The following is a 26,193-nucleotide window of genomic DNA, read 5'->3' as shown; positions in this document are numbered from 1 at the left end:
CTCTGCGCCGATGGTACTGCAAGGGGGACCTTGTGGGAGAGTAGGACACCGCCGGACTTCAATTGTAAAATAGCCACACCCTTCGGGGTGTGGCTATTTTGCTTTAACCACCTATGGCATCACAAAGGCAATGCCTGGGCGTACAGCTTCGCGGCGTAGCGTGAGGAGTGGATGCACTAGCGGCCCTCCCGCGAACTCCTCACTTCAGGGCACGCTCGCAGCACTCCCCAACTGCCAGGAGGCGACCATGCAGGTCATCGTCAATACCGATAACAACATCACCCTCAGCGAAGACACCATTGCGTCAATTACGGCGGAGCTCGAATCCAAGCTCGCGCACTTCAGCGCTCACCTCACACGACTTGAAGTTCACCTGAGTGACGAGAGTGCCGGTCGCAGCACAGGCGACGACATCCGCTGCCAGCTTGAAGCCCGCCCCGAAAACCGCACCCCCGAGCTTGCCAGCGATAACGCGTCAACAGTGGATGCTGCACTCAACGGCGCCACTCGAAAGATGCAGCACGTGCTCGAGACCACCTTCGGCCGCGCTGACCAGCACAAGGGTGCCAGCTCGATGGGCGGGGTTGAACCGAGTTAATGCGTGTGCGCGCGAGCCTAGTGCTGCGCGCTCTGCATCTGAGTGCGCAGTGCGCAGTGCGCAGTGCCCAGTGCGCGGGGCGCGGCGCGGCGTGCGGGGCCGCCGACTTCGCATGGACAAAGTGGGTCGCCGCTGGCAGACTGAATGGCATTGCAATTGCAATTTCACCCAGAAGCGCGGGAAGGCTGGCCAATCGTGGCGGAACAGTATTCGACGGTGGATTACCACACGGGCGGTGAGCCGTTCCGAATCGTTTCGTCGCTGCCGGTGAGCATTGAGGGCGCGGGAGTTCCCGAGAAGCGCGTCTTCGCGATGCAATCACCGGAGATCGAGCGCATCCGCCAGATTCTCTGCTTTGAACCTCGCGGCCATGCTGACATGTATGGCGGCTTCATCGTTGAACCGAACGACGCCGGCGCACACTTCGGCGTGCTGTTCTGGCACAAAGACGGCTTCTCTACCGCATGCGGGCACGGCACGATTGCGCTCGGGGTCTGGGCGATCGAGAGCGGACGTGTCGCCATCGATCCCAGTGGATCGACCGACGTTGTCATCGATGTTCCTTCGGGGCGAGTCACCGCGCGTGTGCACACCGATGGCGACAGCGTCACCGGCGTCGACTTCATTAACGTTGCGAGCTACGTGCTCGCGGAACGGGTCCCTGTCGCTACTTCGCGGGGCGAGGTCGTAGTCGATGTGACTTTTGGCGGCGCAATCTACGCGCAACTGGATGCGGCATCCGTCGGGCTCACAGTGACCCCCGAAGATGCGGCAGCCGTGATCGCGATCGGGCGGGAGATCAAGTGGGCTCTCAACGATTCGGCCTGTGCCGTGCATCCGTCCGACGAGCGACTCAGCGGCATCTACGGAACTATCGTGTACGAAACGTTGCCACCGCATCCGGGCGGCGCCGTTCATCAACGCAATGCCACGATCTTTGCCGACGGCGAGCTCGATAGGTCGCCGTGCGGTTCGGGCACGTGCGCACGCCTTGCCACCCTCACGGCGAACGGCACTCTCGCTGAGGATGCAACGCTGGTGCACGACTCGATCGTGGGCTCGCAATTCACCGCGCGCGTACTCGAGCGCGTTGAGGCGGAAGGCCACGACGCGGTGATGCCGCAAGTGACGGGGATGGCGTTCAAGACGGGCGAGCATGTCTTTACCGTCGACGCTCGCGACACCCTCACCCCAGGGTTCGTGCTGCGATGAGCGCCGCGCCCCGCTACCTCGACACCGCGGCTCTGTATGCCGCGATCAGCCCTGTCGAAGCCGTTGGTGCAATTCAGGATGCGCTGCTCGCCGGATTCGATACGGGAACCGACCATGTGCGGTCGACCGAGAAGCTGACCCAGGGCGACTTTCTCCTGATGCCCTCAGAGGTCGGGCCCTACGCCGGCATCAAGATCATCACGATCAGTCCGGAGAATCCGGCGCGGGGACTGCCGCGCATCCAAGGCCTCTACGTGTTGTTCGACAGCGAAACGTTGACGCCACAACTGCTGATGGAGGGGGCCGCGCTCTCGAACATTCGCACGCCCGCCGTCTCGTTGGCTGCCACTGAGGGGGCGCTACTGCGCAGCGCGGAGCCACTCCACGTCGTCATCTTCGGGGCCGGGCCGCAGGGAATCGATCATTTTGCAACGCTGAAAGCTGTGCTGGGCTCGAAGCGTGAGCTCGCCTCGGTCACGTTCGTGGTGCGCACTCCGCGGCCCATTGACGTCGTTGAAGCCACGGTCGTGGCGGCGGGGAGCGCCGATGCCGAAGCCGCCGTCGCCGAGGCCGGTCTCATAATCTGCGCGACGACAGCCCGCACTCCGCTCTTTGACTCCGCGGCCGTTCGAGATGACGCCGTCGTGATTGCCGTTGGCTCGCACGAACCGGATGCCCGTGAACTCGACTCCGCGCTCATGGCGCGCGCGCAAGTGATCGTCGAAGACGTGCCAACCGCACTGCGGGAAAGTGGCGACGTGATCCTCGCGACCGGGGAGGGCGTGCTTTCGGCCGACAACCTTCTTGCGATGGCCGATGTCGTGTGCGGCCGGGTCGAACTGCAGGCTGACCGTCCGGTGGTGTTCAAGAGCTCGGGGATGAGTTGGGAAGACCTCGCTGTTGCGTCCGCGATTAGTCGTGCAACGGCACCATCGAGGGTCGACGATGGCTACGGCGTTACGGGTACTGATGACTGAGCAGACGGCGGCGTCGCGACCGCCACGCGCGAGCATCCGCCAGTACGTTGCTGACACGTTGCGGGCGGCACTCATCGCGGGCGAGCTGGTGCCAGGGCAGGTCTACTCGGCCCCGGCGCTCGCCAAACAGCTCGACGTTTCGGCCACTCCGATTCGCGAGGCGATGCTCGATCTTGCCCGCGACGGGATGGTCGATGTTGTGCCCAATACGGGCTTTCGCATCACGGAGGTCACCGCGCACGACCTCGACCAGATCGCCGAAGTACGCCTGCTGCTCGAAGTGCCGATCATGGTGGAAGTGGCTGCAGCATCCGGTGCTGAGCGGGATACGCAGCTGAACGCCCTGCGACCCATCGTCGACGAGATGGTGGATGCCGCCCGCCGTAAAGACCTCACGGCCTACCTCAGTGCCGATGCGACTTTTCACACCCGCTTTCTTGCCCTGCACGGCAACGAGATCCTCGTGGCGACCGTGCGGGAGCTGCGCGATCGCACCCGCCTACACGGGCTCAAAGGGGTCGCCGATGCGGGCCACCTTATCGAAAACACGAACGAGCACTACGCGATGATCGATGCGGCGCTTGAGCACGATCGCACCGCGATGGAGCAGATCATGCGCAACCATCTCGGTCACGTGCGCACGAACTGGGCGACCAGCGAAGCACCGCAGGGCTCGCGCTAGAGCGCACTCACGCTACCGTCGACGACGTCGCTCGGAGGTGCGCTGACCGTTGTGCCGCTAGCGCGGTCTCAGTGGCGGTGAAGCTCGAAGGGTGCACTGCTCCGGTACTGCTGACTCCATCCGGAGGTGTAGCGTGCACTAGCGTGGCTGGCCGTTGGCCAGCACCAACCAAAGGATCACTATGGATGTTGAGAACGAAGTTCTGCCCACCAGCAAGGAGCGTCTCGAGGAAATCGGGCAACCCGGTCCGGAAGGTCCCATCTTCATGGTCAACATGCTGAAGTTCAAAGATCACGCCGAGTACGCCGACGGCAGAGAAACCGAGCTCACGGGCCGCGAGGCCTACCACCTCTATGCCAAGGTGGCGGAAGAGTTGATCCGGGGCATCGGCGGAGAAGTGACCTTCGACGGCGACGTGACGTTCCTGAACACCGGCGAGGTCGAAGAGCTGTGGGACGAGATCATGATCGCGCGCTATGGCCAACGGTCCGATCTTGTGGACATGGTCCGCACGGACGAGTGGAAAGCCGCCGCGGTTCATCGCGTGGCAGGGCTGAAAGGCGAACTCAATATTGAGACCGTAGCGTCGGCTACGAGCGTTCAATCGGTGTAACCAGCATTGCTAGGAGCCGAGCCACATTCTGAGCTCGGTCTCCGCAGCGTGGGAGGAGTCGGCCGTTCAGTCCTGAACTGTCGGCTCCTCGGCGAGGGGGAGGTGCAGTCTGAAGGTTGTATCGTTCCGCGCGTAAAATGGAGGCACAACTTCTGTTGCTGTGTGTACCGCCGGCAGCCAGTTCTCTGCTTCGAAAGGCCCGCACCATGCACTCGACTTCTGACTCCCACCCGCACACCGCTCCCTCAGCGTCAGTGCCGCACCCTGATCGTGGCGACCCACGGTTGCCGCACCTGCGCAACGCGACCGGGTTCATCGAGTACATGGAAACCGGGTGGGCTACCCCCGACCGCACGCCCGACACCGTGCCGGGCATCGCCGCGGCAACGGCAGCGCACCGCGCACGACTGAGCCCCGCCTTTGCTGGACGCACAATTGTGGTGGTCGGCGGCACGGCTCCCGTGCGCGTGAACGACAACTACTACGGCTTCCGCCCCGACAGCAATTTCTTCTGGTTGAGCGGATGCTCGGCAGAAGACGCCGTGCTCGTGATGAGCCCCACGGCCGGTGGCCACGACGCGACGCTGTTTATTCCTGCTCCGGCATATCCCGGTGAGGCAGATTTCTTTGCGGATGCCGCCCACGGTGAACTCTGGGTCGGCTCCGCACCCGGCATGCCCGAGTGGACGGCCGCGCTGCAGATCGAGACGCGTCCACTTTCGGAACTCGATGCAGCTTTGGCGCGTGCGAGCGACATCGCGCTCACCGGATCACTGCACGGAGCGAACCCGCTGCTGCGCGACATCCCGGTCTCGCAGGATCTTGGTCGTGTGCTTTCGGAGATCCGGATGATCAAAGACGAGTGGGAAATCGCCGAACTGCGCGGTGCCGTGAACCACACGATCGAAGGCTTCAAGGCAGTCGCCCGCGAGATTCCGCAAGCCATCGAGTTCGGTGGCGAACGCTGGTTGCAAGGCACTTTTGATCGCTACGCCCGCACCGTCGGCAATGGCACCGGCTACACCACGATCGTCGGCAGCGGAAAGAATGCACCCGTGCTGCACTGGGTGCGCTGCGACGGCCCCGTGAATCCCGACGCCGCCGTGCTGCTCGACATGGGAGTGGAAGCCCGCTCCTTATATACGGCGGATGTCACGCGCACGCTTCCGGCATCCGGAACGTTCTCGGCGGCTCAGCGTCAAGCGCACGACCTCGTAGAGAAGGCACACCGTGCGGGACTTGCGGCGGTTGGTCCCGGCAAGATCTTTAGCGACTTTCATCTCGCCGCGCTCGAAGTGATTGCGACCGGTCTGCACGACTGGGGAATGCTTCCTGTCTCGGTCGATGAGGCACTGAGCCCGCAAGGCCAGCACCACCGTCGGTACATTGTGTGCGGCATCGGTCATCACCTCGGTCTCGACGTGCACGACTGCGCACAGTCGAGCTACTCCGCCTACCAGAGCGGCGAACTCGTGCCCGGAATGGTCATGGCGGTCGAGCCCGGACTGTACTTTCACGAGTGGGATAACACCGTGCCGCCCGAGCTGCGCGGCCTCGGCGTGCGCATCGAAGACAACGTGATGGTCACCCCGACAGGCCACGAAGTTCTCTCCGAAGCGCTGCCCATTACGGCAACCGGCATCGAAGAGTGGATGCGCAGCCTCTAACCAAGGACAATGGGTGCAGATCGCTCATTTTTTGAAAGGTGCATACATGGAAATCTTCGCCACTGGCGGACTCGTCCTCCTCATCGGAATCGGGGTGGTCATCCTTGTTGTACTTTTCCTGGTCATGTTGCTGATCGCTCGCGCCTGGTTCAAGGTCGCTCGCGCCGACGAGGCCCTCGTCGTTTCGGGGCGTTCGCAAAAGGACTCCTCGGGCAAGGACTCGGCCGTCACGGTCATCGTGAATGGCAAGGCACTGGTCAACCCGATCACACAGCGCCACGAGACGATTTCGCTTCGCTCGCGCCAGGTGTCAATGACTGCAGAGGCGCAGTCGGCTGACAACGTAACGCTTCAGGTCGAAGCAGTAGCGATCGTGAAGATCGGTTCTGACCCTGCCCTGGTTCGTCGTGCTGCCGAGCGTTTCGCTTCGCAGGATGCCGCCATCGAGCAGTTCACAACAGAGCAGCTTGAAGGTGCTCTTCGTGGTGTTGTCGCAACCCTCTCGGTTGTTGAACTCATGCGTGAGCGCAAGAAGTTCTCTGACCAGATCGCTACGGATGTGTCGACCGAACTGTCGGAGCAGGGACTGATTCTCGACTCCTTCCAGATCAAGGGCATCGGCGACAAAGTTGGCTACATCCAGTCGCTCGGAACTCCGCAGATCGAGTCGAAGCGTCGTGAAGCAGAACTCGCCACGGCCGACGCCAACCGCGAGATCTCGAAGCGCAACATCACTGTTGCCGAGGCGAACCTGATCGAGCAGACCGCGCTCGATAAGAACACCGCAGACTCCAAGGCTGAGGTCGGTAAGGCCAACGCTGAAGCTGAGCAGGCTGAAGCGCTCGCTCGCGCCACGGCTGAGCAGGGCGTTCTGCAGCAGCGTGCCGAGAACCGTCAGGCAGAGCTCGACGCTGACGTGAAGCGTGTAGCCGATGCCAACCTGTACAAGGCTCAGAAGGATGCCGACTCCGACGCCTACCGTCTGGTCAAGGGCGCCGAAGCTCAGGCCCAGATTGCAGCAGTTGAAGCAGAAGCAGTGCGCGTTCGCGCCGCCGCCGACGCGGATGCCGTTCGCCTCTCGGGTGAAGCTCGCGCAGCAAGCATCGAGGCAGAAGCTGCGGCTCTCGCCAAGCACCAAGATGCACTCCTCGCCCAGCGTGCCCTCGAATCACTGCCGCTCGTCATGGAGCAGTGGGCAAAGGGTTACGGTCAGATCGGTTCTGTCACCGTTATCGGCGGCAGCGGATCAAGTGCAGCCGACACCATCGGAAACGAAAGCTCAATCGCTTTGCGTAGCTCCTTCGAATCGATCAAGGCTGCAACAGGTCTCGACCTCGCCTCGATCATTCAGGGCCGCGCCGTTGGTCAGGCTGTTGGTGAAGGTGCTCGCGGCAGCGCCGGCACCAGCGCAAGCGACACCTCAAACGACACCTCGCTCGCAGCAAAGCTTGCAGAAGTAGCTCTCAGCGAGACTTCCGCTGGCGCTACCGAGGGCAGCGACAGCTCGGAATAATTGCATAACGGCAAGGGCGGGCATCCAGATCATCGGATGCCCGCCCTTTCGTTTGCCGCGATGTGAACGCTAGGCGTGGTCGCTGACCTGGTCGGCGCTCGCTGCACCGCTGTCGGCGATGCCGAGACCGAGGTAGTTGGCCGTGCGCGCGGCCCGGCGCTGATCGTTGTCTTGGCGCTCCAAGTCGGCTAGCTGGCGCACGATGGCGTGACCGACTCTGCGGCAAAACTCAGCGGGCTCGACGTCAGCAGAGGGCCATTCTTCGACGATTTCATGAACGATTCCGTCGTCGAGCAGATCCTGAGAACGCACGCGCTGGTCGACGGTCATGCTCGCGGCGTGCGTGGTGTCGCCGAACATGATCACGCTGGCTCCTTCGGGCGGCAGCGGCGCGAGCCACCCGTTCCTAGCTGCAATAACGCGATCGGCGGGCATCAGAGCGAGCGCTCCGCCTCCGGTACCTTCACCCAAAATTACGGCGACGGTCGGTACGGAAAGATCCAACATCTCGGCTAGGCAGCGTGCGATCTCTCCGCCGAGACCGCCCTCCTCTGCTTCGCGAGAAAGGGCTGCTCCGGGAGTATCAACGACGGTGATGAGTGGTAACCCGAGCTCAGCGGCGAGAGCCATTCCGCGGCGGGCTTGGCGCAGAGCATCCGGACCCAGCTCGGCTTCGCCCTGTGCTCGCCGATCAAGCCCGACAACAACAGTTCCTCGTCCGCCGATGGTGGCCAAGGACACCACGGCCGATTTGTTCGATTCGCCTTGACCGGTTCCGCTCAGGGGAACGATGGATGTCGCGGCGTAGCGCAGAAGCGAACGCAGGCCGGGGCGCCCGCTGCGGCGCGAAATCTGAATTGACTCCCACGACGAGGGAATCTGCGTCGCGGGTTCCTCCGCCGGCGGAGGAACGGAATCATCAGCGGCAGCGATGATTGCCAGAGCCTCACCGGCCATGGTGCGCAAATGCTTGGCATCGAGCACGGCGTCGACAATGCCGTGGGCGAAAAGGTTCTCGGCGGTTTGAACACCTTCCGGAAAGTCGGCACCATAGAGCGCCTTGTAGACCTTGGGGCCGAGGAAGCCAACCAAAGCGCCCGTTTGAGCGACGGTGATGTGGCCGAGCGAACCCCACGAAGCGAAAACTCCGCCGGTCGTGGGATGCCGGAGGTAGACAAGGTAGGGAAGTTTCGCGGCTTTGTGCGCCACGACTGCTTCGGTGATCTTGACCATCTGCAAGAACGCACGGGTGCCTTCTTGCATGCGCGTTCCGCCCGAGACGGGGGCGGCAAGCACCGGTAAGCCCTCTCTGGTTGCGCGCTGGATTGACTCCACCATCCGGGTCGCGGCGTTGACGCCGATGGAGCCACCGAGAAAACGGAACTCGCCCACGACGACAGCGACGCGCGCCCCATTGAGTAGGCCTTCGCCGGTGACGAGTGATTCGTCTTCACCGGTCTTGGCGCGGGCCGCCTCCAGTTCGCTGCGGTAGTTCTCCTCGATGGGCAACGGAGCCAGCGGCGAGTTCCAGCTGACGAAGGTGCCATCATCGAGCGTCATGGCGATGAGCTCGCGAGCACTGGGAGGGGTGTTCATTGGATAAGCCAATCACGCACAGAGTCGTTGTGTTGTCCGAGAGTCGGCGGCGCGCTGTGTGCCGTGCGCGTGTGCTCTTCGCCGTCGGCGCTGAAGAAACGCAATGGCGGGCCAGGCAGGCTGATCTCGCCGAGGGTCGCGTGGTCGACATCCACGATGAGTCCCTGCGACTGCGTTTGGTCCCACTCATAGACCTGCTGCAGATTGCGCACTCGCCCGGCGGGGATGCCTGCCTCCTCGAGAGCGATCAGCAGGGCATCCGCATTCCAGACCGAGAATACTTCTTCTAAGGCGGCGATGAGGGAGTCACGATTATCTACACGCTGACCGTTGGATGCCCAGCGCTCGTCATCGACTGCGATTCCGGTCATGGCGCACAACCGCGCCCAGAGACTCTCCGACCCCACCGCAATTTGCACCGCTCCGGATCCCGTGTGAAAGAGCCCGTAGGGAGCGATGGATGGATGATGATTGCCATTCGCAAGCCCGACTTCGCCGGCGACCGTCCACCGCGTGCCTTGGAAGGCGTGCACTCCCACGACGGAGGCGAGAAGCGACGTGCGAACAACCTGCCCGCGTCCCGTGCGCTCTCTTTCGAGCAACGCCGCGAGCACGCCATAGGCGCCGTACATTCCGGCGAGCAAGTCGCCGATCGGCACACCAACGCGCTGGGGATCGTCTGGCTTGCTGCCCGTGATCGACATGAGCCCTGCTTCGCCCTGAGCGATCTGGTCGTAGCCTGCCCGTCCGCCCTCGGGACCATCGTGGCCAAAGCCACTGATCGACAACAACACGAGGCGCGGGTTGAGCTCTTCTAAGCGTGCGGGGGAAAAGCCCAAGCGATCGAGCGTTCCTGGTCGAAAGTTTTCGAGCAGAACATCAGCACGCGTTATGAGATCTGCCAGCAGAGCCGAGTCTGCTGCATCCTTCAGGTTGAGGGTGATCGATTCTTTGTTCCGGTTGGTGGAGAGAAAGTAGGTCGACTCCCGAGCTCCTTCGTCGCCGACAAAGGGCGGACCCCAACCGCGAGTGTCGTCGCCGGTGCCGGGGGTCTCCACTTTGATGACTCGCGCACCTAAGTCGCCCAGCATCATCCCGGCGTGAGGGCCGGCCAAGGCGCGAGTGAGGTCGAGCACGAGATAGCCGCTGAGCGAACCGGTATCGGTCATGCTCGTGCCTCCAGCGTGGAGACGCCGAGCTGGTCGCTGAAGGCGAGGATCATGGCGCTGGTCTCGACCCCAGTGGCGGCGCCAAAGGTGTAGAAGTCAGGGCGGATGAGCACGCCCTCGGCGTTGAGCTGGTCGAGCCAGGCAGCGTACGTGCCGTCGACTTCGTCAATCGTGATGACGGCGGGATGCTCGCCGGAGAGGGCCACGACGGTGATGCCCCGATCGCGGATCGCAGCGGCGGCCTCAGGGGAGAGAAGCGTGTAGAGCTCGGCCTGCGCCATCATCAGTACCGCCCCTGAATACAGGTCGTCGAAGCGGGCAGCGGAACCGTCGAAGTGAATAGTCGCTTGGGGCGAAAGCTGTCCGCCGTCGGAGAGATGAAGTCCTGGGCCCAGTAGCGGGGCGGGAGGCGCAGGGGGAGCGTGTCCCTTGGCGAGCTCGGCGATCATCCGTTCGTCTCGTTCTGCTGCTTCTGCGGGATCAGTGATGCAGATCACGCGCCCCAGTGAAATGGAGAAGTCGATGAACTCGCGGATGTGAGTGAGGCGTTCGGTCTCGTAGGTGTCGAGAACACTCTCGGCGGCGCGACCGTCAAGCACAGCCCCGAGTTTCCAGAACAGATTCATGACATCGCGCAGACCGGCGCCCAAACCCTGGCCGGCGAAAGGAGGCATGAGGTGGGCGGCGTCTCCCGCCAACAACACGTGGCCCTGACGCCAGCTGGTGGCCCAACCGGCTTGGAAGGTGTACACCGAGTGTCGTTCGAGTTCAGAGTTGTCGGGGCGAATTCCGAACGGTTCGAGCAGCTCCCACGCCCGTTCGGTCTTGTTGAGCGACTCGATGGTCTCGTGCGGCAAGCGCATGAACTCCCAGCGCCGTCGCCCGGGGCCACCGGGAACCATCGTGGCGGGGCGAGCGATGTCGCAGGTCTGAATCGCGACGTGAGGAAATTCGAGAGAGGGATCGGGGATGACGTCAACGACAAGCCAGTCGTAGAAGAATCCCATGTCGTGCCAGTCGATACCGGCCCACCGGCGAACAGTGCTGTTCGCTCCGTCAGCGCCCACCAAGTAGCGGGATTTCACGATGAGCTCGTCTGCTGTGGCGAGGTTGCTCAGTCGGGTTGAGACAACGTCGTCGTCGGCGATGACCTCTGCCGACCATCCGCGAAGCACCGTCACAGTGGGCAATGCCAGGAGCACCGCCTCCATGCGGTCTTCAAGCGCAGGTTGGCTGAAAAAGTAGGTGTTGTACCAACCGGATGATCCGATTCCGCTCCAGTCGACTTCGACAAGGCTTTGGCGCTCGGCATTGCGCCAGACATACATATCGTCGTACGGCTCGGTGATCTCCGGAATCGTGTCCGGGGCCAGACCGATGGATTGCAGGATCCGTGCGAACTCAAAATCATGAGTAACCGCACGGGGCAGGGGATAGCCCTCGGTCTTGCGATCGGCGATGAGGACGCGATGACCAGCACGGCCAAGTTGGATCGCCAGTAGCTTTCCCACGGGACCAAGTCCCACGATCATCACGTCATAGTTGTCGGTTGCCGCTGTTGGCGGCGTAGCTTCATTGCTCACGTCGCCGAGCCTAGAAGTAGCGAAAGCGGGCGCCGAAGTTCTGTCCCGAAATACGGGATGGAAAGTTGTTTGCTTGCCGACAGGGTTTGAGTATGGGGTATCCCGTGCACCACGGGCCGCAATCAAAGGAGATTCGCGATGCACCTCAGTACCCGACGTAGGCGCTTGGCTGGCGGCCTCGCGTTCATCACGGCAACAGCACTTGCCCTGACTGGTTGTTCCCCCATAGGGGCGGATGGAGGAACCTCTGATTCCTCAGAACCCATCCGCATCGGAGCAACAATTCCCCTCAGCGGAGCGCTCGCCGGCTTCGGCAGCTTCCTTCAATGGGGCTACCAGCACGCCGTCGACGAAGTGAATGCTGCTGGCGGCATCATGATCGATGGAACCGCTCGCGAAGTCGAACTCACTCTCGTCGACGATAAGTCCGACCCCAACGAGGTCACGTCATCGATCAAGACCCTCATCTCTTCCACCAAGGTGGATGCGTTGCTCGGTTCCTGCACGCCTGACCTGGTGAACCCGGGAGCGGTCGTTGCCGATTCCCAGGGCGTTCCGTTCGTCGCGGAGTGCACCCCCATCGAGGTGTTCAAGTCCGTGAAGGAGTGGACCTACGCCTGGGACATCTTCTTCTCGGTCGCCGACCAGGCTGTCGCTCCCTTCGAAGCGCTTGAGGCGAACGGGATCGAAACCAACAAGCAAGTGTTCATCCTTCACGACAACGGCCCTGACGGGCAGGCAATCGGAAACGAAATTTGGCCAGCCGTTGCTGCCGACCAGGGGTACACGATCGCGGGAAATATCGAATTCCCCGCTGACAACACCGACTTCTCGGCCGCCATTCAGAAGGCCAAAGAGTCAGGCGCTGACATCGTCTTCATTTCGTCGATCACACCAGCGGCGATCTCCATCCGCAAGCAGATGGCAGCCATCGGGTGGACCCCGAAGGTCATCGTCGCCGAAAAGGGCGCCGAGCCAGTTCAGTTCGCTGAAGCGCTCGGAGACCTGGCCGACGGCATCATCGTCGGAGCCTACTGGGATCCGTCTTTCGGTTACCCCGGCGCGGAAGAGCTGAAAGACGCGTTCGAATCCGAGACCGGCCTGACCTCGAGCCAGCACATCGCTGATAGCTACACGGCAGCAATGGTGCTGATGGATGCCATCGCAGCAGCAGGGTCGCTCGACAAAGACGAAATCAACGACGCCATCGGCGAAACCGACGGCATCTACGCCGTCGGTCCGGTGAAGTTTGATGACGAGCACGCGGCAAAGATCCCCGTCGTGTCGTCGCAGTGGCAAGACGGCGTTCCGATCATCGTGTGGCCGACGGAACAGGCGACAGGGGACTTCCTCTTTCCCGTTCCCTAATCCCGGTGACACGGGGGCCGGCACTGCGGTGTCGGCCCCTCACCCCACCGCCCCTACAACGATGTGGATGACTCTCGGATGAACTCGATTGACCCTGTAGGACTGGCTAATACAGTCCTCGGCGGAGCCCTTCTCGGTGGGCTCATCGCCCTCAGCGCGGTAGGGCTCTCCCTCGTGTTGGGAGTGATGAAACTCGTCAACCTCATGCACGGCCAGATTGTCGTGCTTGGTGCTTACGCCGCCTTCTACTTGGCCGCGTTCTGGGGCATCAGCCCTCTGCTCGCGTTGCCTATCGTCTTTGTGCTTGGCTTCGCCTTCACCGCGCCCGTGCAGCACTTCATCCTCGCTCCCGTCGCCAAGCACGGCGAAGAAGCGGGATTGCTCACCACGTTCGCCCTCGCGATCATTCTCGAGAACCTCTTCATTCGGTTCTTCTCCGGCGACAGCCGATCGCTCGACACGGCCTTCAGCCGCGAAACGCTCGCTATCGGCCCCATCAACCTCCCGACGATTTACCTCATCGGGTTCGCCATTTCGTTGACCGTCTGTCTGGCCGTCTGGATGTTGGTGACCCGCACCTCGTTCGGTCGCTCGCTGCGGGCCAGTTCTGAAGACCCGATCTCGGCGGCCATTGTCGGCATCCACGTGAGTCGCGTGCGCTGGGGCACCTTCGCCCTCAACGGAGGGTTGGCATCGATGGGTGGAGTGCTCATCGCACTGTGCTTCTCGTTCACCCCGTCATCCGGCTCGGAGTACCTGCTCACCGCGTTCGCAATCATCGTGCTCGGCGGTCTCGGCAACATCATGGGCACCTTCGTGGGCGGAATCGCCCTCGGCGTCATCCAATCGCTCGGCGCCTACTTCTTCGGCGACGGTTACCGCACTTTTGTTGGACTCGTCATGCTCATCATTCTTCTGGCCATCGCGCCTAACGGAATCCTCAAACGGAGGCGCTCACTGTGAAGAACGGAATTTCTATCCTGCTCAGTCGCATCGCGACCCCCACTCGTGTGGGCCCGAGAGACTTCATCATCGTTGCCGTGCTGGCCGCAGTTGCCTTCGCCGTGCCGTACTTTGCGGGAACGTATCAGCAAGAGGTCGGCTTTCGCATCCTGCAACTAGGAGCGCTTGCCGCCGCCTGGAATATTGCCGCCGGGTACACGGGGCTAGTGTCGCTCGGCTCGGCAGCGTTCTTCGGAATCGGCGTCTACACGATGGCGATAGCCAGCAACGCGGGCTTGCCGATTGCGCTGTGTGTTGTTCTCGCAGCACTAGTCGCGGGGCTGTTCGCGCTCATCGTGAGCCCGGCGTTGTTCCGCCTTCGTGGCCTGTACTTCACCGTGGGCACTCTCGCGCTCGCCGAAGCGATGCGCATCTTCGTCGTCAATAGTCCGTGGTTCGGCGGCCAAGCAGGAATCTACCTGACCGCCAGAGCGCCCAAGGCCTATGACCTGTATTGGATCGCGCTGCTCATTGCCGTGTTCGTCGTGGTCTGCGTTCTGCTCTTACTGCGCAGCCGATGGTCGTACCGGATGCAAGCGGTGCGCGACGATGAAGATGTCGCAAGCCAGCTGGGGGTGCGCACCTATCGCACCAAGCTGTGGGCGTTCGGACTCTCTGGTGCACTCATCGCCATCGTCGGCTCGATTCAGGCGCTCAACCAGGGCATCGTTCAGCCCAACGGCGGGTTCGGGATGAGCTGGACGATCGACATCGTTTCCGTTGCCATCATCGGCGGCATGGGCACCAAGGTCGGCCCGTGGGTCGGTGCCGTATTTATCGTGTTGCTTGGCGAGTTTCTCATCCAGTTCCCCGAGATCCACTTGGCCGTCGTCGGTGTGGTTCTCGTGCTGGTCATCCGCTTTATGCCCAATGGGATCTGGGGCACGCTGACGCTCGCTCTGCAGAAGAACAGGAACTTCTCATGACCGCCGTATTGCAGCTCGAGTCGATCACCAAGTCGTATGGCGGGGTTCGTGCGCTCGATAGCCTTTCGCTCGAAGTAGCGCCCGGCGAAGTTTTGGGTGTCATTGGCCCCAACGGTGCGGGCAAAAGCACCCTCATCGGGGTCATTGGGGGCGCGCTCACGCCGAACTCGGGCACCGTCACTTTCGAAGGCCGCGACATCAGCAAACTCAGCTCCGCCGATCGGGCGCGCCTGGGCATCGGTCGCACGTACCAAATTCCACGACCATTCACTCGGATGACCGTGGCCGACAATGTGCGCCTCGCCGCGACAAACTCGGGCCACCACATTTCGCAGCGCGAGCTCGAGCCCTTCGTTGCCGGCATCCTCGAACGCCTGGGGCTCACCCCTTTTGCCGAAGAAGTTGCGGGCAAGCTACCCCTGCTGCGTCGCAAACGGTTGGAACTCGCCCGAGCGTTGGCGTTGAAGCCCCGCGTGCTGCTGCTCGACGAAATCGGCGCCGGGCTGGTTCGCTCAGAGACCGAAGAGCTGATTGCGATCATCCAGAGCCTGCGCACCGAGGTCGAGTCGATGGTGCTCATTGAGCACGTGATGGATGTCATTTCGCAGTGCTGCGATCGCACTGCGGTTCTCGACTTCGGCAAGATGGTCACGATTGATGAGACGCCCAAAGTGCTCGCTGACCCCGTGGTCGCATCGCTCTACCTTGGCTCGGTTGCGGAGAGCGCCGACACTGTCGTGGTTGACGAGGAGAAGCGGGCGGGCATCCGTGCCTCGCTCACGTCGCTTGTGAGCGTAGCGACGTCAGTGCCCGGCACGCCTCTGCTCGCCGTCGACGATATTTGGGTGCGTTATGGCGGCCTGAATGCGCTCAAGGGCGTCTCGCTCTCGGTGAATGCCGGGGAATGTATCGCCCTCTTGGGGGCGAATGGTGCGGGCAAGACGACGATGGCTCGCTCGCTCGCCGGCGCTGTTCCACTGACCTCGGGAACGATCTCCTTCGCCGGCAAATCAATTGCCGGGCTGCGACCGGATGAGGTGACGGCACTGGGTATCGCTCAGTGCATGGAGGGTCGCAAGATCTTCGGAACCCTGTCGATCGAGGAGAATCTGATCGCTGGTGGATTGGACGCGCGCAAGCACGTCAAGGCAGAGCGACTCGAGGCGGTCTACTCGATCTTCCCGATTCTCAAGCAGCGCCGCAAGAACTCGGGAACAGCCTTGTCGGGTGGGCAACAGCAGATGCTCGCTATCGGACGAGCACTCATGTCAGCGCCCACGCTTCTGGTCTTTGACGAGATCTCTCTCGGTCTCTCGCCGATCGCGGTCGACGAAGTGTATGAAGCGCTCGGAGCGATTCGAGATTCTGGCGTCGCGATGATCGTCGTTGAACAGAGCGTGGACCGTGCGCTGGGGCTGGCTGACCGCGCGATGGTGCTCGGCCAGGGCGAGATCACTCTGGAGGGCAAGCCTGCAGAGTTGCTCGCTGATGCCCGGCTCTTGTCGAGCTACCTCGGCTGACCTGCGGGCGGGGTAGCTAGCTAGCTTGCCGAGGGAATGTTGCGAGAGTCGAACAGCAGGTTTCGGGTATCGATGCTTCCCTGCAACTTCATGAGCCGTTCCACGAAGAGCGCCTGCAAGACGTCAAACCGTTCGGTGGGGGCCACGATGGCGACAGCCTGATTGACGCCAGCCGAGTTTTGGATGCACGTGGCGACCGCCGAGATGCCGACGTCGCGTTCTTCGTGGTCGAACGCCAGATTGTTGGCGCGCACCTCATCGAGTTCGGCGATGAACTTGTCGACGTCAGTAATGGTCTTGTTGGTGTGTCCGACGAGTACGTCAGGCAGTACCTCACGCACTTTTTGGTCGGGCAATTGTGCCAGCAGCACTTTGCCAATGCAGCTTCCGTGCAAAGAAAAACTTTTGCCCACTTGAGTGACAGCGTGAAGGCGCGCGGTCGAGGCAACCTGGTCGACGACAACGACTTCTCGGCCGCTAAAGATAGCGAGTTCGACATTCTCGTTCACCGCCCGCGCGAGCGAGGTGAGCACGGGGCGCATGCCAGCGACGAGTTGCAAGTGGCTGTTCATCCCGAACTTCAAGACACCGGGACCAAGCGAGTAGCCGCCGGCCGATGACGCTCGAATGACGAAGCATTCACGTTCGAGTTCTTGAATGATGCGGTGCACGCTCGAGCGGGGCAGGCCGCTGCGCTGAGAAAGGTCAGTCAGAGAGAGCTGCCCGCGGCCCTCAGCGACAATATTGAGGATCGTTGTGGCGCGGCCGAAGATGGACATCAGCTCACCGGCCACGTTCGAGTGACGATGAGGGAATCGATACCCCAGGTGTGCCCGTCGCGCGAGAATGACATCTCGTACTCTCCCATCGTCGTCAAGAGTGGGGCAGGAGTGAACTCCCACCGGGTATATAAAGCTACGGCTGAGTATCCCAGTTCTGACTCAACAAGGCGAACATTGGTGATGATGTGGCGGTGGCTGTTGGGTTTGCCCCACAGCTCGGAGTAGAGCTCGGTGAGTTGATCGTCACCCGCTACGGTGCGTTGAGGAAACGTGACGGTGGCGCGGCGAAAGAGCTCCAGCGCCGCGGGGATGTCTTTGGCGTCGGCGATCGCTCCGTAGCGATAGAGGAGCTGCTGGGCTGCCGAATATGCATCCTCAGTCATGAGTCGCCTCGTACCGTCGCAACAGTGCTCTGCCGTAGTCGTTGCCATTGGGGGTGCGCACGATGGTGTGAATGTGGAACCCCGCAGGCTCGGTGTTGCTGAGGAAGACACCGCAGTGGTGATCGAGTTCGAGGATGACGACGGGGCTCTGTACGCGGATGTAAAACACATCCTCGGGGCCGGTTCCGCCAATCCACGAGATCCAGGTGTCGTCGAAGTGCGCTTCGATTTCCTGTTGCCGGGCTCGAGCCGGGCCCTCGGGCAAGTAATCGATGAACTCGTGCACGAGCTCACGGAGTCGATCGCGCGCATCCGCTTCGAGCTCCGACGCGCGGACTCCCTCGTAAGGAATCACGCGGTTGTCTTGAAACGCGCCGGCAAGGTGGCGCTCATCGCCGGGATGGATGCGGCCCGCCGGCATGGCGGGATCCACCATCGATTCAAACAGCACGGCGGTGTTCTTCTGAGCCGGAGTCAGCGCAGCCAGCAGCGCGCGAGCTTTCGTCACGCGCGGGGTCAGCGCAGGGTCGTCGTCATCGTGAAGTTTGTCGGGTTCGGCGCCAAAGAAGATCGGCGAAATCACGAGTTGGTCGGCGACGACCGCGCAATTCAGGGCGAGGTGGTGTCCAAAAATCTGCCACCCCCACGGCTCGGTGAGCGAAGGAGTTCCGTAGAGAGAAACGTTGTAGCTGAGGTCGTTCATGATTGGCTCAAGGCCGGTAAGCCCGCCCAAGTGGCCGTTGATGTGCATGAGCGTGCGAGCGAGCGTGGCGCCCTGGGGGCTCAGCGTGGCATCGAGGAGCGCGAGGAGCGCTTCGCGAGCGTCGGCGTTGAGAAACTCGAGCCGCAGACCGGTGTCGTGCTGCATGAATTCGGGGTTCGCCCATGATTGCCATTCCACGGCATCCACGGGGTACTGCAGCGTCTCGCGTTGCTCAGGAGTGAGCGCCGCCAGCGCTGCCGTTGCTGCGCTCACCATCGCTGCGACGGGCGCACCGTTGGGGGCTGCTTCGAAGAGGTCGGGGATGATCGTGCCATCAGAAGTGACGCCGACGAACTCTGCGGGGTAGAGCGGCTGCCACCCCCGAATCAGGTCTCCCGTGAAGGCGTCGTGCTTCGCGGCCTCCCGATAGGAGTACGCGTCGAGGCCCCGGAGGCCCACGATCCGTTCATCGTCGGATGGGTATAGGTAGTGCCGGAAACCAGCGTCGTCGCTCATCACGTCGCTATTGAAGCACAGCAGTTGTGCGCTCCCGTAGGAGGTGTCCCGTGAAGTGAGACAGGCAGTTGACCGAGGTCGTTGGTGGGCTCAGGATCGATCTCAAGCAGGGTTGCTTAGCGCTACGCCTGCATCCATCGCTTAGAAAGGCGCGGCATGAGGCTTGTCGGAGCACGACTCTCCCCGGGGAGCGATACGTTCATCGCAGAATTGACGATGAAGGATGGCGTGGAGGCCGCCCGCATCCTCACGGATCTAGAAACTTTTTGGGCCTCACCGGCCGCCGCCTTGGCAAGCTACTCGTCCGAGGGCGGAACGGTTGTTCCGCTCGACCAATTGCAGTTGGTGCCTCCCGTGTTGCCGGGTGCCCGTGTCATTTGCATCGGGCTCAATTACCTCGATCACGTACTCGAGGGAAGCTATGCCGATGCAGGCTTGCCGGAGTACCCGACGCTTTTCGCACGCTGGACTTCGTCGCTCACCGTAAGCGGTGCGCCCATTCCCGTGCCGTCTAATGAAGAAGGAATCGACTGGGAGGGCGAAATCGCCGCCTACATTGGTGTGCCTCTGATTGATGCGGATGCGGATAAAGCTCGCGCGGCAGTGATGGGATATTCGGCGTTCAACGACGTCACCTCACGCCGGGCCCAGAAGCTCACCTCGCAGTGGATCTTGGGCAAGAATGGCGACAACAGCGGCCCTCTTGGCGCCCTCGTCACGGCCGACGAAGTGGGGGATTTGCGCGACGGCTTACGGGTGCAAACCCGGGTGAACGGTGAGCAAGTTCAAGACGGCAACACCAAGAACATGATCTATGAACTGGGCGAAGTTCTCTCGCTCGTCTCCCATAGCTTCACGCTGAAGCCCGGCGACATCATCTGCACCGGTACTCCCTCGGGCGTCGGCTACTCGCGCACCCCCGCCTGGTTGCTGCAGCCGGGCGACGTAGTCGAGGTCGAGATCGAACGCATCGGAACGATCAGCAACCCGATCGTGTCGAACTCACTGCGCAGCGAAAGCTAGTCGTCGTCGCTGACCAGTTCTGAGCCTTCGGGATACACGTCGAGCTGGGGTTTGCGCGCGAGGAAGATGATGCTCGCAATGAGGCCGCCCCACACGAGCACGGCGGCGACGATGAAGAACGTGATGGCGATGCCGCTCATTTGCTGAGCTCCTTCAATGCTTGGGCGCTGGGCCACGGGGTGAAATCATCCGGATCGTGCTTCCAGCGCAGCGCGGTCATGGTGATGGCGCCGATCAGGATTACCGCGATGGTGCCCCAACCTGCAATCGCGAGGTACCAGAGCGGGTAGCCCTCGTATCCTTCCGTGACGAGCACGATGATTCGCTGGATGAGCATGTAGAGCAGAACGGCCGGCGCCAGAACTCCGACGAGCAGTTGCCACAGGCGCCCCACCTTGAAGGTCGAGACGGCGTTGAGGTGTGCTGCGAGCTCGGGGCCCTTACGGAACACCCAGATCACGAGGATCGTCGAGGCAATCGCGGCGACGACGATACCGATATTGTTCGCCCACTGGTCAACGGTGTCGAGCGTGATGAGTCCGGTGGTCGTAGAGAAGAGCAGCACCGAAACAACGGCCAGGGCGGCCCCGACGCGCACTGACGCTTGGCGGGCGGTGATCCCGAACTTGTCTTGGAACGCGGATGACACGACCTGAAGCACTGACAACAACGAGGTGAATCCGGCCATCACGAGCGAACCGAAGAACAACGCCCCGAAGAGTGGTCCGCCGGGCATTTGCGAGACGATCGCGGGGAACGTGATGAACGAAAGCCCGACACCGGTGATGCCTTCGAGCTCGTCGACACCGACCCCCTGCTGGAACGCGAAAAACCCGAGGGTGGCAAAGACGCCGATACCGGCGATGATCTCGAACGAGGAGTTCGCGAACGCAACCACGAGCGCGGGCGCCGTGACATTGGCTTTGCGGCTGCGGTAGGACGAGTAGGTGATCATTATGCCGAACGCGATCGACAGCGAGAAGAAGATCTGGCTGTAGGCGGCGATCCACACGCCGGGGTCGCTCAGAGCGGAGAAGTCAGGAGTGAAGAGAGCATCCAACCCGGTCATCGCGCCGTCGAGGAACAGAGCGCGAACCACGAGGATGAGGAAGGCCACCACGAGCAGCGGCAAGAAGATCACGTTGGCGCGCTGCACTCCCTTGGCAATGCCGGAGCCGAGCACGGCAAGAACCGCTACCCACACGAGCACGAGAGGGATCAGAACTGCGGGCACAAACTGCGCGCTAAAACCGGGTTCCGAAGTTTGAAGGAACTCGGTGACGAAGAACCCGGCGGTGTCGTCACCCCAGCGCAGATCGAAGCTGAAGGTGAAGTAGCTGGCTGCCCACGCAACAACGGCGGCGTAGTAGACGGCGATGATGATGCAGATCCAGACCTGGAACCAGCCAAGCGACTCTAGCCACTTGCCTGCCTTGCCACCGAGACGACGGAACGCTGTTGGCGATGATCCGCGAAAGCGGTGCCCGATCGCATAGTCAAGAAAGAGAATCGGGATGCCGGCCGTGACCAATGCGATCAGGTACGGAATCAGGAATGCCCCGCCACCGTTCTCGTAGGCGACACCGGGGAAGCGCCAAATGTTGCCGAGACCCACGGCGGAGCCGATGGCCGACAGGATGAAACCCCACTGGCCCGACCACTGCTCACGTGGTCGCGAGGCGACGGATCCGTGTTCGCCCGATTGTTGCTGCACCGACACAGTTGCTCCTCTGCGTAGTGGCCACCCGAATGGCCGTCGCTGGGGCCACCCCGAAATTGCGGCCCGCTACCCCCGAAGAGGGTGTTCTCACGTTAACACTTGGGGGTACAGAGTTGCGACATGTGACGGTGCGAAGCGGTCAGCGGTCAGCGGTCAGCGTGCGGCGATCAGCGTGTAGCGACCAATCGGATGGTTGTTTCGGCAGTGGCGTCTTTGGGGGAACCGGGGGAGACAGTGATTGCTCGTGCCGCGGCATCCAAAGTAATGGTGGCTAATGTTGCCCAGCGGTCACCGAACACTGCGCCAATGGCGGGAACGCAGCAGAGTTGGGCGGCGTCACCCGGTTCGGAGAAGAGGTAGGGGATGAGGGCGCTCGCCGCGGTCGGCAGCGGTGCGGCGGCGGCTCGTTCGGTAAGAACGTCGTAGCGTGCTTGGGTGTCTGGATCGTAGAGCCCCAGCTTTTCGCCCTTGCTCAGCTCGGGGTCAACAAAGTGGTTGGTGTGGATGAGCACGCCATCGGTTGGCTCGAGCACGGCGGCGCCGTCGGGGTTCAGCTCGACTGTGACCGCACCTTCGGGGCTCACGACGGTGATGGCGCTGGAGGTGCTCACGGGTGCAGTGCGCAGAATTTCGACCGCTTCGGCCAGGGTCGACGCTTCGGCGAGAACGCGGGCGGCAACAAGGTGCACGGGCACACCGTCTGGCCGGTCTGCTTGGTGGCCGAGGATGTTGAGCATGATGCCCACTCCGGCGTCATTGATTCCGATTTTGCCGAGGATGCCGTGCTCAGTCAGGCCGACAAAGGTGCGGGGAGTGCCGGTGACTTCGTGCAGGTGCCAGCAGTCGGCGAGGTCGTCGTGCCAGTCCCACGTTTGGGCTCCGACCGGGCTCTCGCGGGCGTTGACGATGGTGGAGCATTCGCCCGGCTTGGTGCCGATCGCTTGAGAGAGAATCTCGGTGCGAGCGTTCACGGCGGCGATCTTCCAGAGCGGCAGGTCGCTTCCTTCGGCTACTCCGCGCATTTCGGCGGCGAGGTCGGCGCTCCAGCGTTCGGTGACGAGCACGGCGTTGTCGGCATACTTCTGTACATCGCCGAGGCTGATTCCGGATGTCTCGAAGAGGTCGAGATAGATGGCAACGCCGCGCTTCAGAGTCTCAGCAATCGCGACGCCGCGGCTCAGACCGCGGTGGAAGGCATCCGCTGAATTGATCTGAATAAAGGGAGGGGTGGTGCTCATGATGCGATCTCTTCCCGAAGCTTGCGGATCATTCCTCGCTCGGGCTTCCAGCCGGGGCGGGGCGCGCAGGCGAGGAGAAGTTGAGTGTACGGATGCTGCGGGTTGGTGAGCACTTCGGCGGTCGTTCCCCGCTCCACGATGCGGCCCTGGCGCATCACCACAACCTGATCGGCAATCATCTGCACAACAGAGAGGTCGTGCGTGATGAAGAGGTAGGTGAGGCCGTGAGAGGTGCGCAGGTTTGCGAGCAGTTCAAGGATTTGGGCTTGAACCGTCACATCGAGCGCGGCGACGGATTCGTCGAGCACGATGACCGCGGGGTCTGCCGCCAGCGCACGCGCGATAGCAACCCGCTGCTTCTGGCCGCCCGACAATTCGCTGGGGAGGGCGTCGAGAAACCGAGGTTCGAGACCGACAAGAGTGAAGAGCTCAGCGCAGCGCACCTGTCGCTGCGCTCGGTTGAGGTTTGAGTGAGCTTTGAGCACTTCGTCTACCGCGACGCGCACGGACAGCCGTCGATTGAGCGAGCTTTGCGGGTCTTGGAACACCATCTGGATGTCGCGGGCGCGGCGTCGCAGTTCGCGTCGGTTCGCACGCGGTGCGACGGGCTTCCCGCTCACCGTCACGGCTCCGGAGTCTGGTGTTTCGAGCCCGACTATGATGCGTGCGAGCGTGGTTTTTCCTGAACCGGACTCGCCAACGACGGCCAAGCACGAGCCCTTGTCGACGCTGAGCGTGACGTTATCGAGTGCCTTCACCTGCTGTTTTGGCCCGGTGTGGAAGGTCTTGTTGAGTGCGTCTACGGTGATAGCTGGGGTAGTCATGAGGTCGGTCCGCCTTCCGGGGTCCAGGCGAGTCCGGCCGGGCGCGACTCCATCAGGGCTCGGGTGTACGGATGTTGAGGGTTGTCGCGAAGCTGTACTGGCAATCCGATTTCCACTATTTCGCCATCTTTCATCACAGCGATTCGGTCACACACTGCTGCGGCCAAATCGAGGTCGTGAGTAACAAACAACATGGCCATTCCGAGCTCGTGGCGGCACTCGTCGAGGATGGCCATCACTTCTGCTTGAGTGGTGACATCCAGAGCGGTGGTTGGCTCATCGGCAAGCATCAACCGTGGCCGTCCGGCAATGGCGCCCGCGATGACAACGCGCTGAAGCATTCCGCCGGAGAGCTGGTGCGGGTAGGAACGCAGCACGCGGTCAACGGCATCGATACCGACCTGTTCGAGCAGTTCGCCAGCGCGAAGCTTCGCGGTTTTCGTGGGCTGCCCTTGAGCGTCATGCATTCCCTCAATGAGGTAGCGCTCGACAGGGAGCACGGGGTTGAGCACTGCGTGCGGGTTCTGGGCGATCATCGAGACGTCGTTGGCCCGCATCCGCCGTAATGCTTCACCGCTGAGACTGCGAACGTCGACGCCATCGAACGTGATCGTGCCGGTGACCTGCGATCCCTCTGGTTCGATGTGCAAGATGGAGCGTAGGGTCATGGACTTGCCACTGCCCGATTCGCCAACAAGGCCGACTGCTTCGCCCGCAGCGACAGCGAGCGACACTTCGCGCAGAATCTGCAGATCAGGGCCAATCGTGAGCGAGAGGTTGTCAATGTTAAGCATCAGGCTTTCCTCCCTGCGGCGGCACGGCCACCGAGTCGTTCTCCGACGTAACCGAAGGCGGCCACGGTGATGACGATGCTGAGTCCCGCGAGAACGCTTTCTGCGGGGTAGCCGTTCAAGAGTGATTGCTGTCCACTCGACACCATGAGTCCCCAGTCGGCTGCCGGCGGTTGCACGCCGAGGCCAAGGAACGAGAGTGCCGCGAGCTCGATCATCGCGAACCCGAAGTTGATGGTGGCGCCGGTCACGATGAGCGGTGCGACGTTCGGCAGTAGGTGCCGCGCGGTAATCACAATTCCGGGGATGCCCTGCAATTCAGGAGAGCGGATGTAGGGCAGGTTGCGCTCCCGCATCGCCATACTGCGAACCACGCGAGCGGAATACGGAATGTAGGCCACCGACAGCGCCAGTGCTGCTGTAGTGAGGCTGGGACCGAAGACCGCGATAGCGAGCATGGCGAGCAACAGGTTGGGGAAAGCGAAGAGAAGGTCGAGTACGCGGCTGAGGAACGAGTCAACGATGCCGCCCCACCAGACGGCGGTGAGAGCGATCAAGGTTCCGAACACCGCAGTGACAGCGACGACGATGAGTGGCCCGGTGAGGCTTGACCGTGCTCCCCAGAGCAGGCGCGAGAAGATGTCGCGGCCGGCCTGGTCGGTTCCGAACAGGTGCTCGAAAGACATTCCCTGGTAGCGCTGGGTGACAGATCCGATGGTCGGGTCGTAGGGCGCAATGAGAGGGGCAAAGAGCGCACCGAGGACGACTACGGCGATAACTCCACACGCAATGAGGCCTAGTGTGCCCATTCGTTCAGCGAATTGTTTCATCGGTTCGTCTCCACTTTCACTCGCGGGTCGATGGAGGCGTAGAAGAGGTCAACGAGAAGGTTGATGATGCCGAACGCAGCGACCAGCACGATGGCGATGGCTTGCACGACGGCGAAGTCTTTTCGCTGCACGGCGTGAACCAGCAGCGTGCCGATTCCGTCGAGGGTGAAGGCGTATTCGACAACGAATGACCCGGCAATCAGCCCGGCGATGTGAACGCCGACGATGGTGCTCACGGGAAGCATCGAGTTGCGGATGACGTGGCGTCTCATGACGAGACGTTCGGCTACTCCACGAGCTCGAGCCATTACCGAATGCTCGGAGTCGCGTTCCTCACGAATAGAGGTGCGAGTGATGCGCGCCACGACGGCAGACGAGGGGAGGGCGAGGGCGAAGGCGGGCAAGGTGAGATGCCACACCCGGTCGATGAAGCCGTCTCCAGATCCGAAGACAGGGAACCAGCCGAGGCCAACGCTGAAGATGCTCATGAGGATGAGGGCGGCGAAGAAGGTGGGAACGGCGAAGCCCAAGTTGGAGCCGAGGAGGATGATCTTGTCGACGATGCCACCGCGGGTTCCGGCCAGAATACCGAGGCCGACGCCGAGCACGATGATGATGAGGGCGGCCAGTGTGACCAGCATCAGTGTGGTGGGCAGTCGGGCGGCCAAGAGATCGCCCACATCCTGCTGGTTGGCAAGCGAGCGACCGAAGTCGCCATGAAGCACGTTGGTGAGCCAGTTCCAGAATCGCACTAGGAACGGGTCATCGAGGGAGTACTGCGCTCGAATGGCTTCGAGCACTTCTGGGCTTACCGTTCGTCCTTGAACGAGAAAGTTTTCTGGGCTTCCCGGCGCCGCATACATAGCGGAAAAGACCAGGAAGCTGGATGCGATGAGGACGCCGATGAGCGCCGCCAGTCGTCGAAGTATGAAGGTCACGGAACGAGCCTTTTCATTG

25 protein-coding genes are annotated in these 26,193 nt (G+C 62.2%); 12 read left to right on the top strand and 13 right to left on the bottom strand.

The genetic code is table 11. The features are described 5' to 3' along the window. Window positions 1–247: 247 nt before the first annotated feature. The 7 genes from I6E81_RS12980 (at window position 248) to I6E81_RS12950 (ending at window position 7,262) form a co-directional block, all read left to right on the top strand. On the top strand, window positions 248–598 hold the full coding sequence (locus tag I6E81_RS12980; RefSeq protein ID WP_197108491.1) for an HPF/RaiA family ribosome-associated protein: 351 nt from the start codon (window positions 248–250) through the stop codon (window positions 596–598). 195 nt (window positions 599–793) lie between these two features. Further along, on the top strand, window positions 794–1,810 hold the full coding sequence (locus I6E81_RS12975; RefSeq protein ID WP_307784166.1) for a proline racemase family protein: 1,017 nt from the start codon (window positions 794–796) through the stop codon (window positions 1,808–1,810). Beyond that, window positions 1,807–2,787, top strand: a complete 981-nt coding sequence (locus I6E81_RS12970; protein ID WP_197108473.1) for an ornithine cyclodeaminase family protein — start codon at window positions 1,807–1,809, stop codon at window positions 2,785–2,787. Before I6E81_RS12975 ends, I6E81_RS12970 begins: the two co-directional genes overlap by 4 nt. Then, a complete protein-coding gene (locus tag I6E81_RS12965; RefSeq protein WP_197108471.1) occupies window positions 2,780–3,469 on the top strand; it encodes a GntR family transcriptional regulator in 690 nt (229 codons plus the stop codon). Before I6E81_RS12970 ends, I6E81_RS12965 begins: the two co-directional genes overlap by 8 nt. 181 nt (window positions 3,470–3,650) lie before the next feature. Then, window positions 3,651–4,082, top strand: a complete 432-nt coding sequence (locus I6E81_RS12960) for a hypothetical protein (RefSeq protein ID WP_197108469.1) — start codon at window positions 3,651–3,653, stop codon at window positions 4,080–4,082. 206 nt (window positions 4,083–4,288) lie between these two features. Next, entirely contained in the window at window positions 4,289–5,749 is a 1,461-nt protein-coding gene (locus I6E81_RS12955; RefSeq protein ID WP_197108467.1) for an aminopeptidase P family protein, read from the top strand. 46 nt (window positions 5,750–5,795) lie between these two features. Further along, on the top strand, window positions 5,796–7,262 hold the full coding sequence (locus I6E81_RS12950; RefSeq protein WP_197108459.1) for a flotillin family protein: 1,467 nt from the start codon (window positions 5,796–5,798) through the stop codon (window positions 7,260–7,262). A 69-nt stretch (window positions 7,263–7,331) separates the two neighbouring features. Here the strand turns inward: I6E81_RS12950 and I6E81_RS12945 are convergent, their stop codons facing one another. Genes I6E81_RS12945 through I6E81_RS12935 form a run of 3 tightly spaced genes read right to left on the bottom strand, consistent with a single transcriptional unit; the run spans window position 7,332 to window position 11,610 of the window. Then, window positions 7,332–8,858 (bottom strand): carboxyl transferase domain-containing protein, encoded by a 1,527-nt coding sequence (locus I6E81_RS12945; protein WP_197108457.1) that lies wholly within the window; start codon window positions 8,856–8,858, stop codon window positions 7,332–7,334. Beyond that, window positions 8,855–10,027, bottom strand: coding sequence for a CaiB/BaiF CoA-transferase family protein (locus I6E81_RS12940; RefSeq protein ID WP_197108455.1), 1,173 nt, complete (start codon window positions 10,025–10,027; stop codon window positions 8,855–8,857). The genes I6E81_RS12945 and I6E81_RS12940 overlap by 4 nt, the downstream gene beginning before the upstream one ends. Then, window positions 10,024–11,610 (bottom strand): bifunctional 3-(3-hydroxy-phenyl)propionate/3-hydroxycinnamic acid hydroxylase, encoded by a 1,587-nt coding sequence (locus I6E81_RS12935; RefSeq protein WP_197108453.1) that lies wholly within the window; start codon window positions 11,608–11,610, stop codon window positions 10,024–10,026. Before I6E81_RS12935 ends, I6E81_RS12940 begins: the two co-directional genes overlap by 4 nt. 138 nt (window positions 11,611–11,748) lie before the next feature. Between I6E81_RS12935 and I6E81_RS12930 the strand changes: the two genes are divergently transcribed. The 4 genes from I6E81_RS12930 to I6E81_RS12915 all read left to right on the top strand — a co-directional run bounded on the left by I6E81_RS12930 (window position 11,749) and on the right by I6E81_RS12915 (window position 16,426). Further along, window positions 11,749–12,978: an amino acid ABC transporter substrate-binding protein gene (locus tag I6E81_RS12930; RefSeq protein WP_197108451.1), complete on the top strand. Its 1,230-nt coding sequence runs from the start codon at window positions 11,749–11,751 to the stop codon at window positions 12,976–12,978. Window positions 12,979–13,056: 78 nt separating this feature from the next. Beyond that, window positions 13,057–13,941 (top strand): branched-chain amino acid ABC transporter permease, encoded by an 885-nt coding sequence (locus tag I6E81_RS12925; protein WP_197108448.1) that lies wholly within the window; start codon window positions 13,057–13,059, stop codon window positions 13,939–13,941. Continuing rightward, window positions 13,938–14,906, top strand: coding sequence for a branched-chain amino acid ABC transporter permease (locus I6E81_RS12920; protein ID WP_197108446.1), 969 nt, complete (start codon window positions 13,938–13,940; stop codon window positions 14,904–14,906). Before I6E81_RS12925 ends, I6E81_RS12920 begins: the two co-directional genes overlap by 4 nt. Then, on the top strand, window positions 14,903–16,426 hold the full coding sequence (locus I6E81_RS12915; RefSeq protein ID WP_197108444.1) for an ATP-binding cassette domain-containing protein: 1,524 nt from the start codon (window positions 14,903–14,905) through the stop codon (window positions 16,424–16,426). Before I6E81_RS12920 ends, I6E81_RS12915 begins: the two co-directional genes overlap by 4 nt. A 20-nt stretch (window positions 16,427–16,446) precedes the next feature. Here the strand turns inward: I6E81_RS12915 and I6E81_RS12910 are convergent, their stop codons facing one another. Genes I6E81_RS12910 through I6E81_RS12900 form a run of 3 tightly spaced genes read right to left on the bottom strand, consistent with a single transcriptional unit; the run spans window position 16,447 to window position 18,810 of the window. Beyond that, window positions 16,447–17,220 carry an IclR family transcriptional regulator gene (locus I6E81_RS12910; protein ID WP_197108436.1) on the bottom strand — a complete coding sequence of 258 codons (774 nt, stop codon included), beginning with the start codon at window positions 17,218–17,220 and terminating at the stop codon, window positions 16,447–16,449. Beyond that, a complete protein-coding gene (locus I6E81_RS12905; RefSeq protein WP_197108434.1) occupies window positions 17,205–17,591 on the bottom strand; it encodes a nuclear transport factor 2 family protein in 387 nt (128 codons plus the stop codon). Before I6E81_RS12905 ends, I6E81_RS12910 begins: the two co-directional genes overlap by 16 nt. Continuing rightward, entirely contained in the window at window positions 17,584–18,810 is a 1,227-nt protein-coding gene (locus I6E81_RS12900) for a DUF3500 domain-containing protein (protein ID WP_197108611.1), read from the bottom strand. The genes I6E81_RS12905 and I6E81_RS12900 overlap by 8 nt, the downstream gene beginning before the upstream one ends. Before the next feature lie 156 nt (window positions 18,811–18,966). Here I6E81_RS12900 and I6E81_RS12895 point away from each other — a divergent pair, with 156 nt between their 5' ends. Beyond that, the gene (locus tag I6E81_RS12895) at window positions 18,967–19,833 is read left to right on the top strand and encodes a fumarylacetoacetate hydrolase family protein (RefSeq protein ID WP_197108432.1); all 867 of its coding nucleotides are present in this window, start codon (window positions 18,967–18,969) and stop codon (window positions 19,831–19,833) included. On the opposite strand, the gene I6E81_RS12890 is transcribed toward I6E81_RS12895, so the two are convergent. The 7 genes from I6E81_RS12890 to I6E81_RS12860 form a co-directional block, all read right to left on the bottom strand. Next, window positions 19,830–19,973: a MetS family NSS transporter small subunit gene (locus I6E81_RS12890; RefSeq protein WP_197108430.1), complete on the bottom strand. Its 144-nt coding sequence runs from the start codon at window positions 19,971–19,973 to the stop codon at window positions 19,830–19,832. The genes I6E81_RS12895 and I6E81_RS12890 overlap by 4 nt on opposite strands. Then, window positions 19,970–21,553, bottom strand: coding sequence for a sodium-dependent transporter (locus I6E81_RS12885; protein ID WP_197108421.1), 1,584 nt, complete (start codon window positions 21,551–21,553; stop codon window positions 19,970–19,972). Before I6E81_RS12885 ends, I6E81_RS12890 begins: the two co-directional genes overlap by 4 nt. A 167-nt stretch (window positions 21,554–21,720) precedes the next feature. After that, a complete protein-coding gene (locus I6E81_RS12880) occupies window positions 21,721–22,791 on the bottom strand; it encodes a C45 family peptidase (RefSeq protein ID WP_197108419.1) in 1,071 nt (356 codons plus the stop codon). Beyond that, window positions 22,788–23,615, bottom strand: a complete 828-nt coding sequence (locus I6E81_RS12875) for an ABC transporter ATP-binding protein (RefSeq protein ID WP_197108417.1) — start codon at window positions 23,613–23,615, stop codon at window positions 22,788–22,790. Before I6E81_RS12875 ends, I6E81_RS12880 begins: the two co-directional genes overlap by 4 nt. Then, complete coding sequence (locus I6E81_RS12870) at window positions 23,612–24,409, bottom strand: ABC transporter ATP-binding protein (protein WP_197108414.1); 798 nt, start codon at window positions 24,407–24,409, stop codon at window positions 23,612–23,614. The genes I6E81_RS12875 and I6E81_RS12870 overlap by 4 nt, the downstream gene beginning before the upstream one ends. Beyond that, window positions 24,409–25,236, bottom strand: a complete 828-nt coding sequence (locus tag I6E81_RS12865; protein WP_197108412.1) for an ABC transporter permease — start codon at window positions 25,234–25,236, stop codon at window positions 24,409–24,411. The genes I6E81_RS12870 and I6E81_RS12865 overlap by 1 nt, the downstream gene beginning before the upstream one ends. Further along, window positions 25,233–26,174 (bottom strand): ABC transporter permease, encoded by a 942-nt coding sequence (locus I6E81_RS12860; protein WP_197108410.1) that lies wholly within the window; start codon window positions 26,172–26,174, stop codon window positions 25,233–25,235. The genes I6E81_RS12865 and I6E81_RS12860 overlap by 4 nt, the downstream gene beginning before the upstream one ends. Window positions 26,175–26,193: the final 19 nt, after the last annotated feature.

The sequence above is a fragment of the Salinibacterium sp. NG22 genome, assembly GCF_015864925.1.
In the GTDB taxonomy this organism is placed as follows: domain Bacteria; phylum Actinomycetota; class Actinomycetes; order Actinomycetales; family Microbacteriaceae; genus Rhodoglobus.
The sequence above is the reverse complement of the archived record's forward strand: the minus strand, read 5'-3'. Positions and strand labels throughout refer to the sequence as shown.

Coding starts and splice junctions, on each gene's coding strand:
- I6E81_RS12965 (WP_197108471.1), top strand. CDS start 2,780: ATGACTGAGCAGACGGCGGCGTCGCGACCGCCACGCGCGAGCATCCGC.
- I6E81_RS12895 (WP_197108432.1), top strand. CDS start 18,967: ATGAGGCTTGTCGGAGCACGACTCTCCCCGGGGAGCGATACGTTCATC.
- I6E81_RS12890 (WP_197108430.1), bottom strand. CDS start 19,973: ATGAGCGGCATCGCCATCACGTTCTTCATCGTCGCCGCCGTGCTCGTG.
- I6E81_RS12940 (WP_197108455.1), bottom strand. CDS start 10,027: ATGACCGATACCGGTTCGCTCAGCGGCTATCTCGTGCTCGACCTCACT.
- I6E81_RS12900 (WP_197108611.1), bottom strand. CDS start 18,810: ATGAGCGACGACGCTGGTTTCCGGCACTACCTATACCCATCCGACGAT.
- I6E81_RS12930 (WP_197108451.1), top strand. CDS start 11,749: ATGCACCTCAGTACCCGACGTAGGCGCTTGGCTGGCGGCCTCGCGTTC.
- I6E81_RS12875 (WP_197108417.1), bottom strand. CDS start 23,615: ATGACTACCCCAGCTATCACCGTAGACGCACTCAACAAGACCTTCCAC.
- I6E81_RS12970 (WP_197108473.1), top strand. CDS start 1,807: ATGAGCGCCGCGCCCCGCTACCTCGACACCGCGGCTCTGTATGCCGCG.
- I6E81_RS12955 (WP_197108467.1), top strand. CDS start 4,289: ATGCACTCGACTTCTGACTCCCACCCGCACACCGCTCCCTCAGCGTCA.
- I6E81_RS12880 (WP_197108419.1), bottom strand. CDS start 22,791: ATGAGCACCACCCCTCCCTTTATTCAGATCAATTCAGCGGATGCCTTC.
- I6E81_RS12870 (WP_197108414.1), bottom strand. CDS start 24,409: ATGCTTAACATTGACAACCTCTCGCTCACGATTGGCCCTGATCTGCAG.
- I6E81_RS12865 (WP_197108412.1), bottom strand. CDS start 25,236: ATGAAACAATTCGCTGAACGAATGGGCACACTAGGCCTCATTGCGTGT.
- I6E81_RS12950 (WP_197108459.1), top strand. CDS start 5,796: ATGGAAATCTTCGCCACTGGCGGACTCGTCCTCCTCATCGGAATCGGG.
- I6E81_RS12905 (WP_197108434.1), bottom strand. CDS start 17,591: ATGACTGAGGATGCATATTCGGCAGCCCAGCAGCTCCTCTATCGCTAC.
- I6E81_RS12915 (WP_197108444.1), top strand. CDS start 14,903: ATGACCGCCGTATTGCAGCTCGAGTCGATCACCAAGTCGTATGGCGGG.
- I6E81_RS12945 (WP_197108457.1), bottom strand. CDS start 8,858: ATGAACACCCCTCCCAGTGCTCGCGAGCTCATCGCCATGACGCTCGAT.
- I6E81_RS12960 (WP_197108469.1), top strand. CDS start 3,651: ATGGATGTTGAGAACGAAGTTCTGCCCACCAGCAAGGAGCGTCTCGAG.
- I6E81_RS12925 (WP_197108448.1), top strand. CDS start 13,057: ATGAACTCGATTGACCCTGTAGGACTGGCTAATACAGTCCTCGGCGGA.
- I6E81_RS12980 (WP_197108491.1), top strand. CDS start 248: ATGCAGGTCATCGTCAATACCGATAACAACATCACCCTCAGCGAAGAC.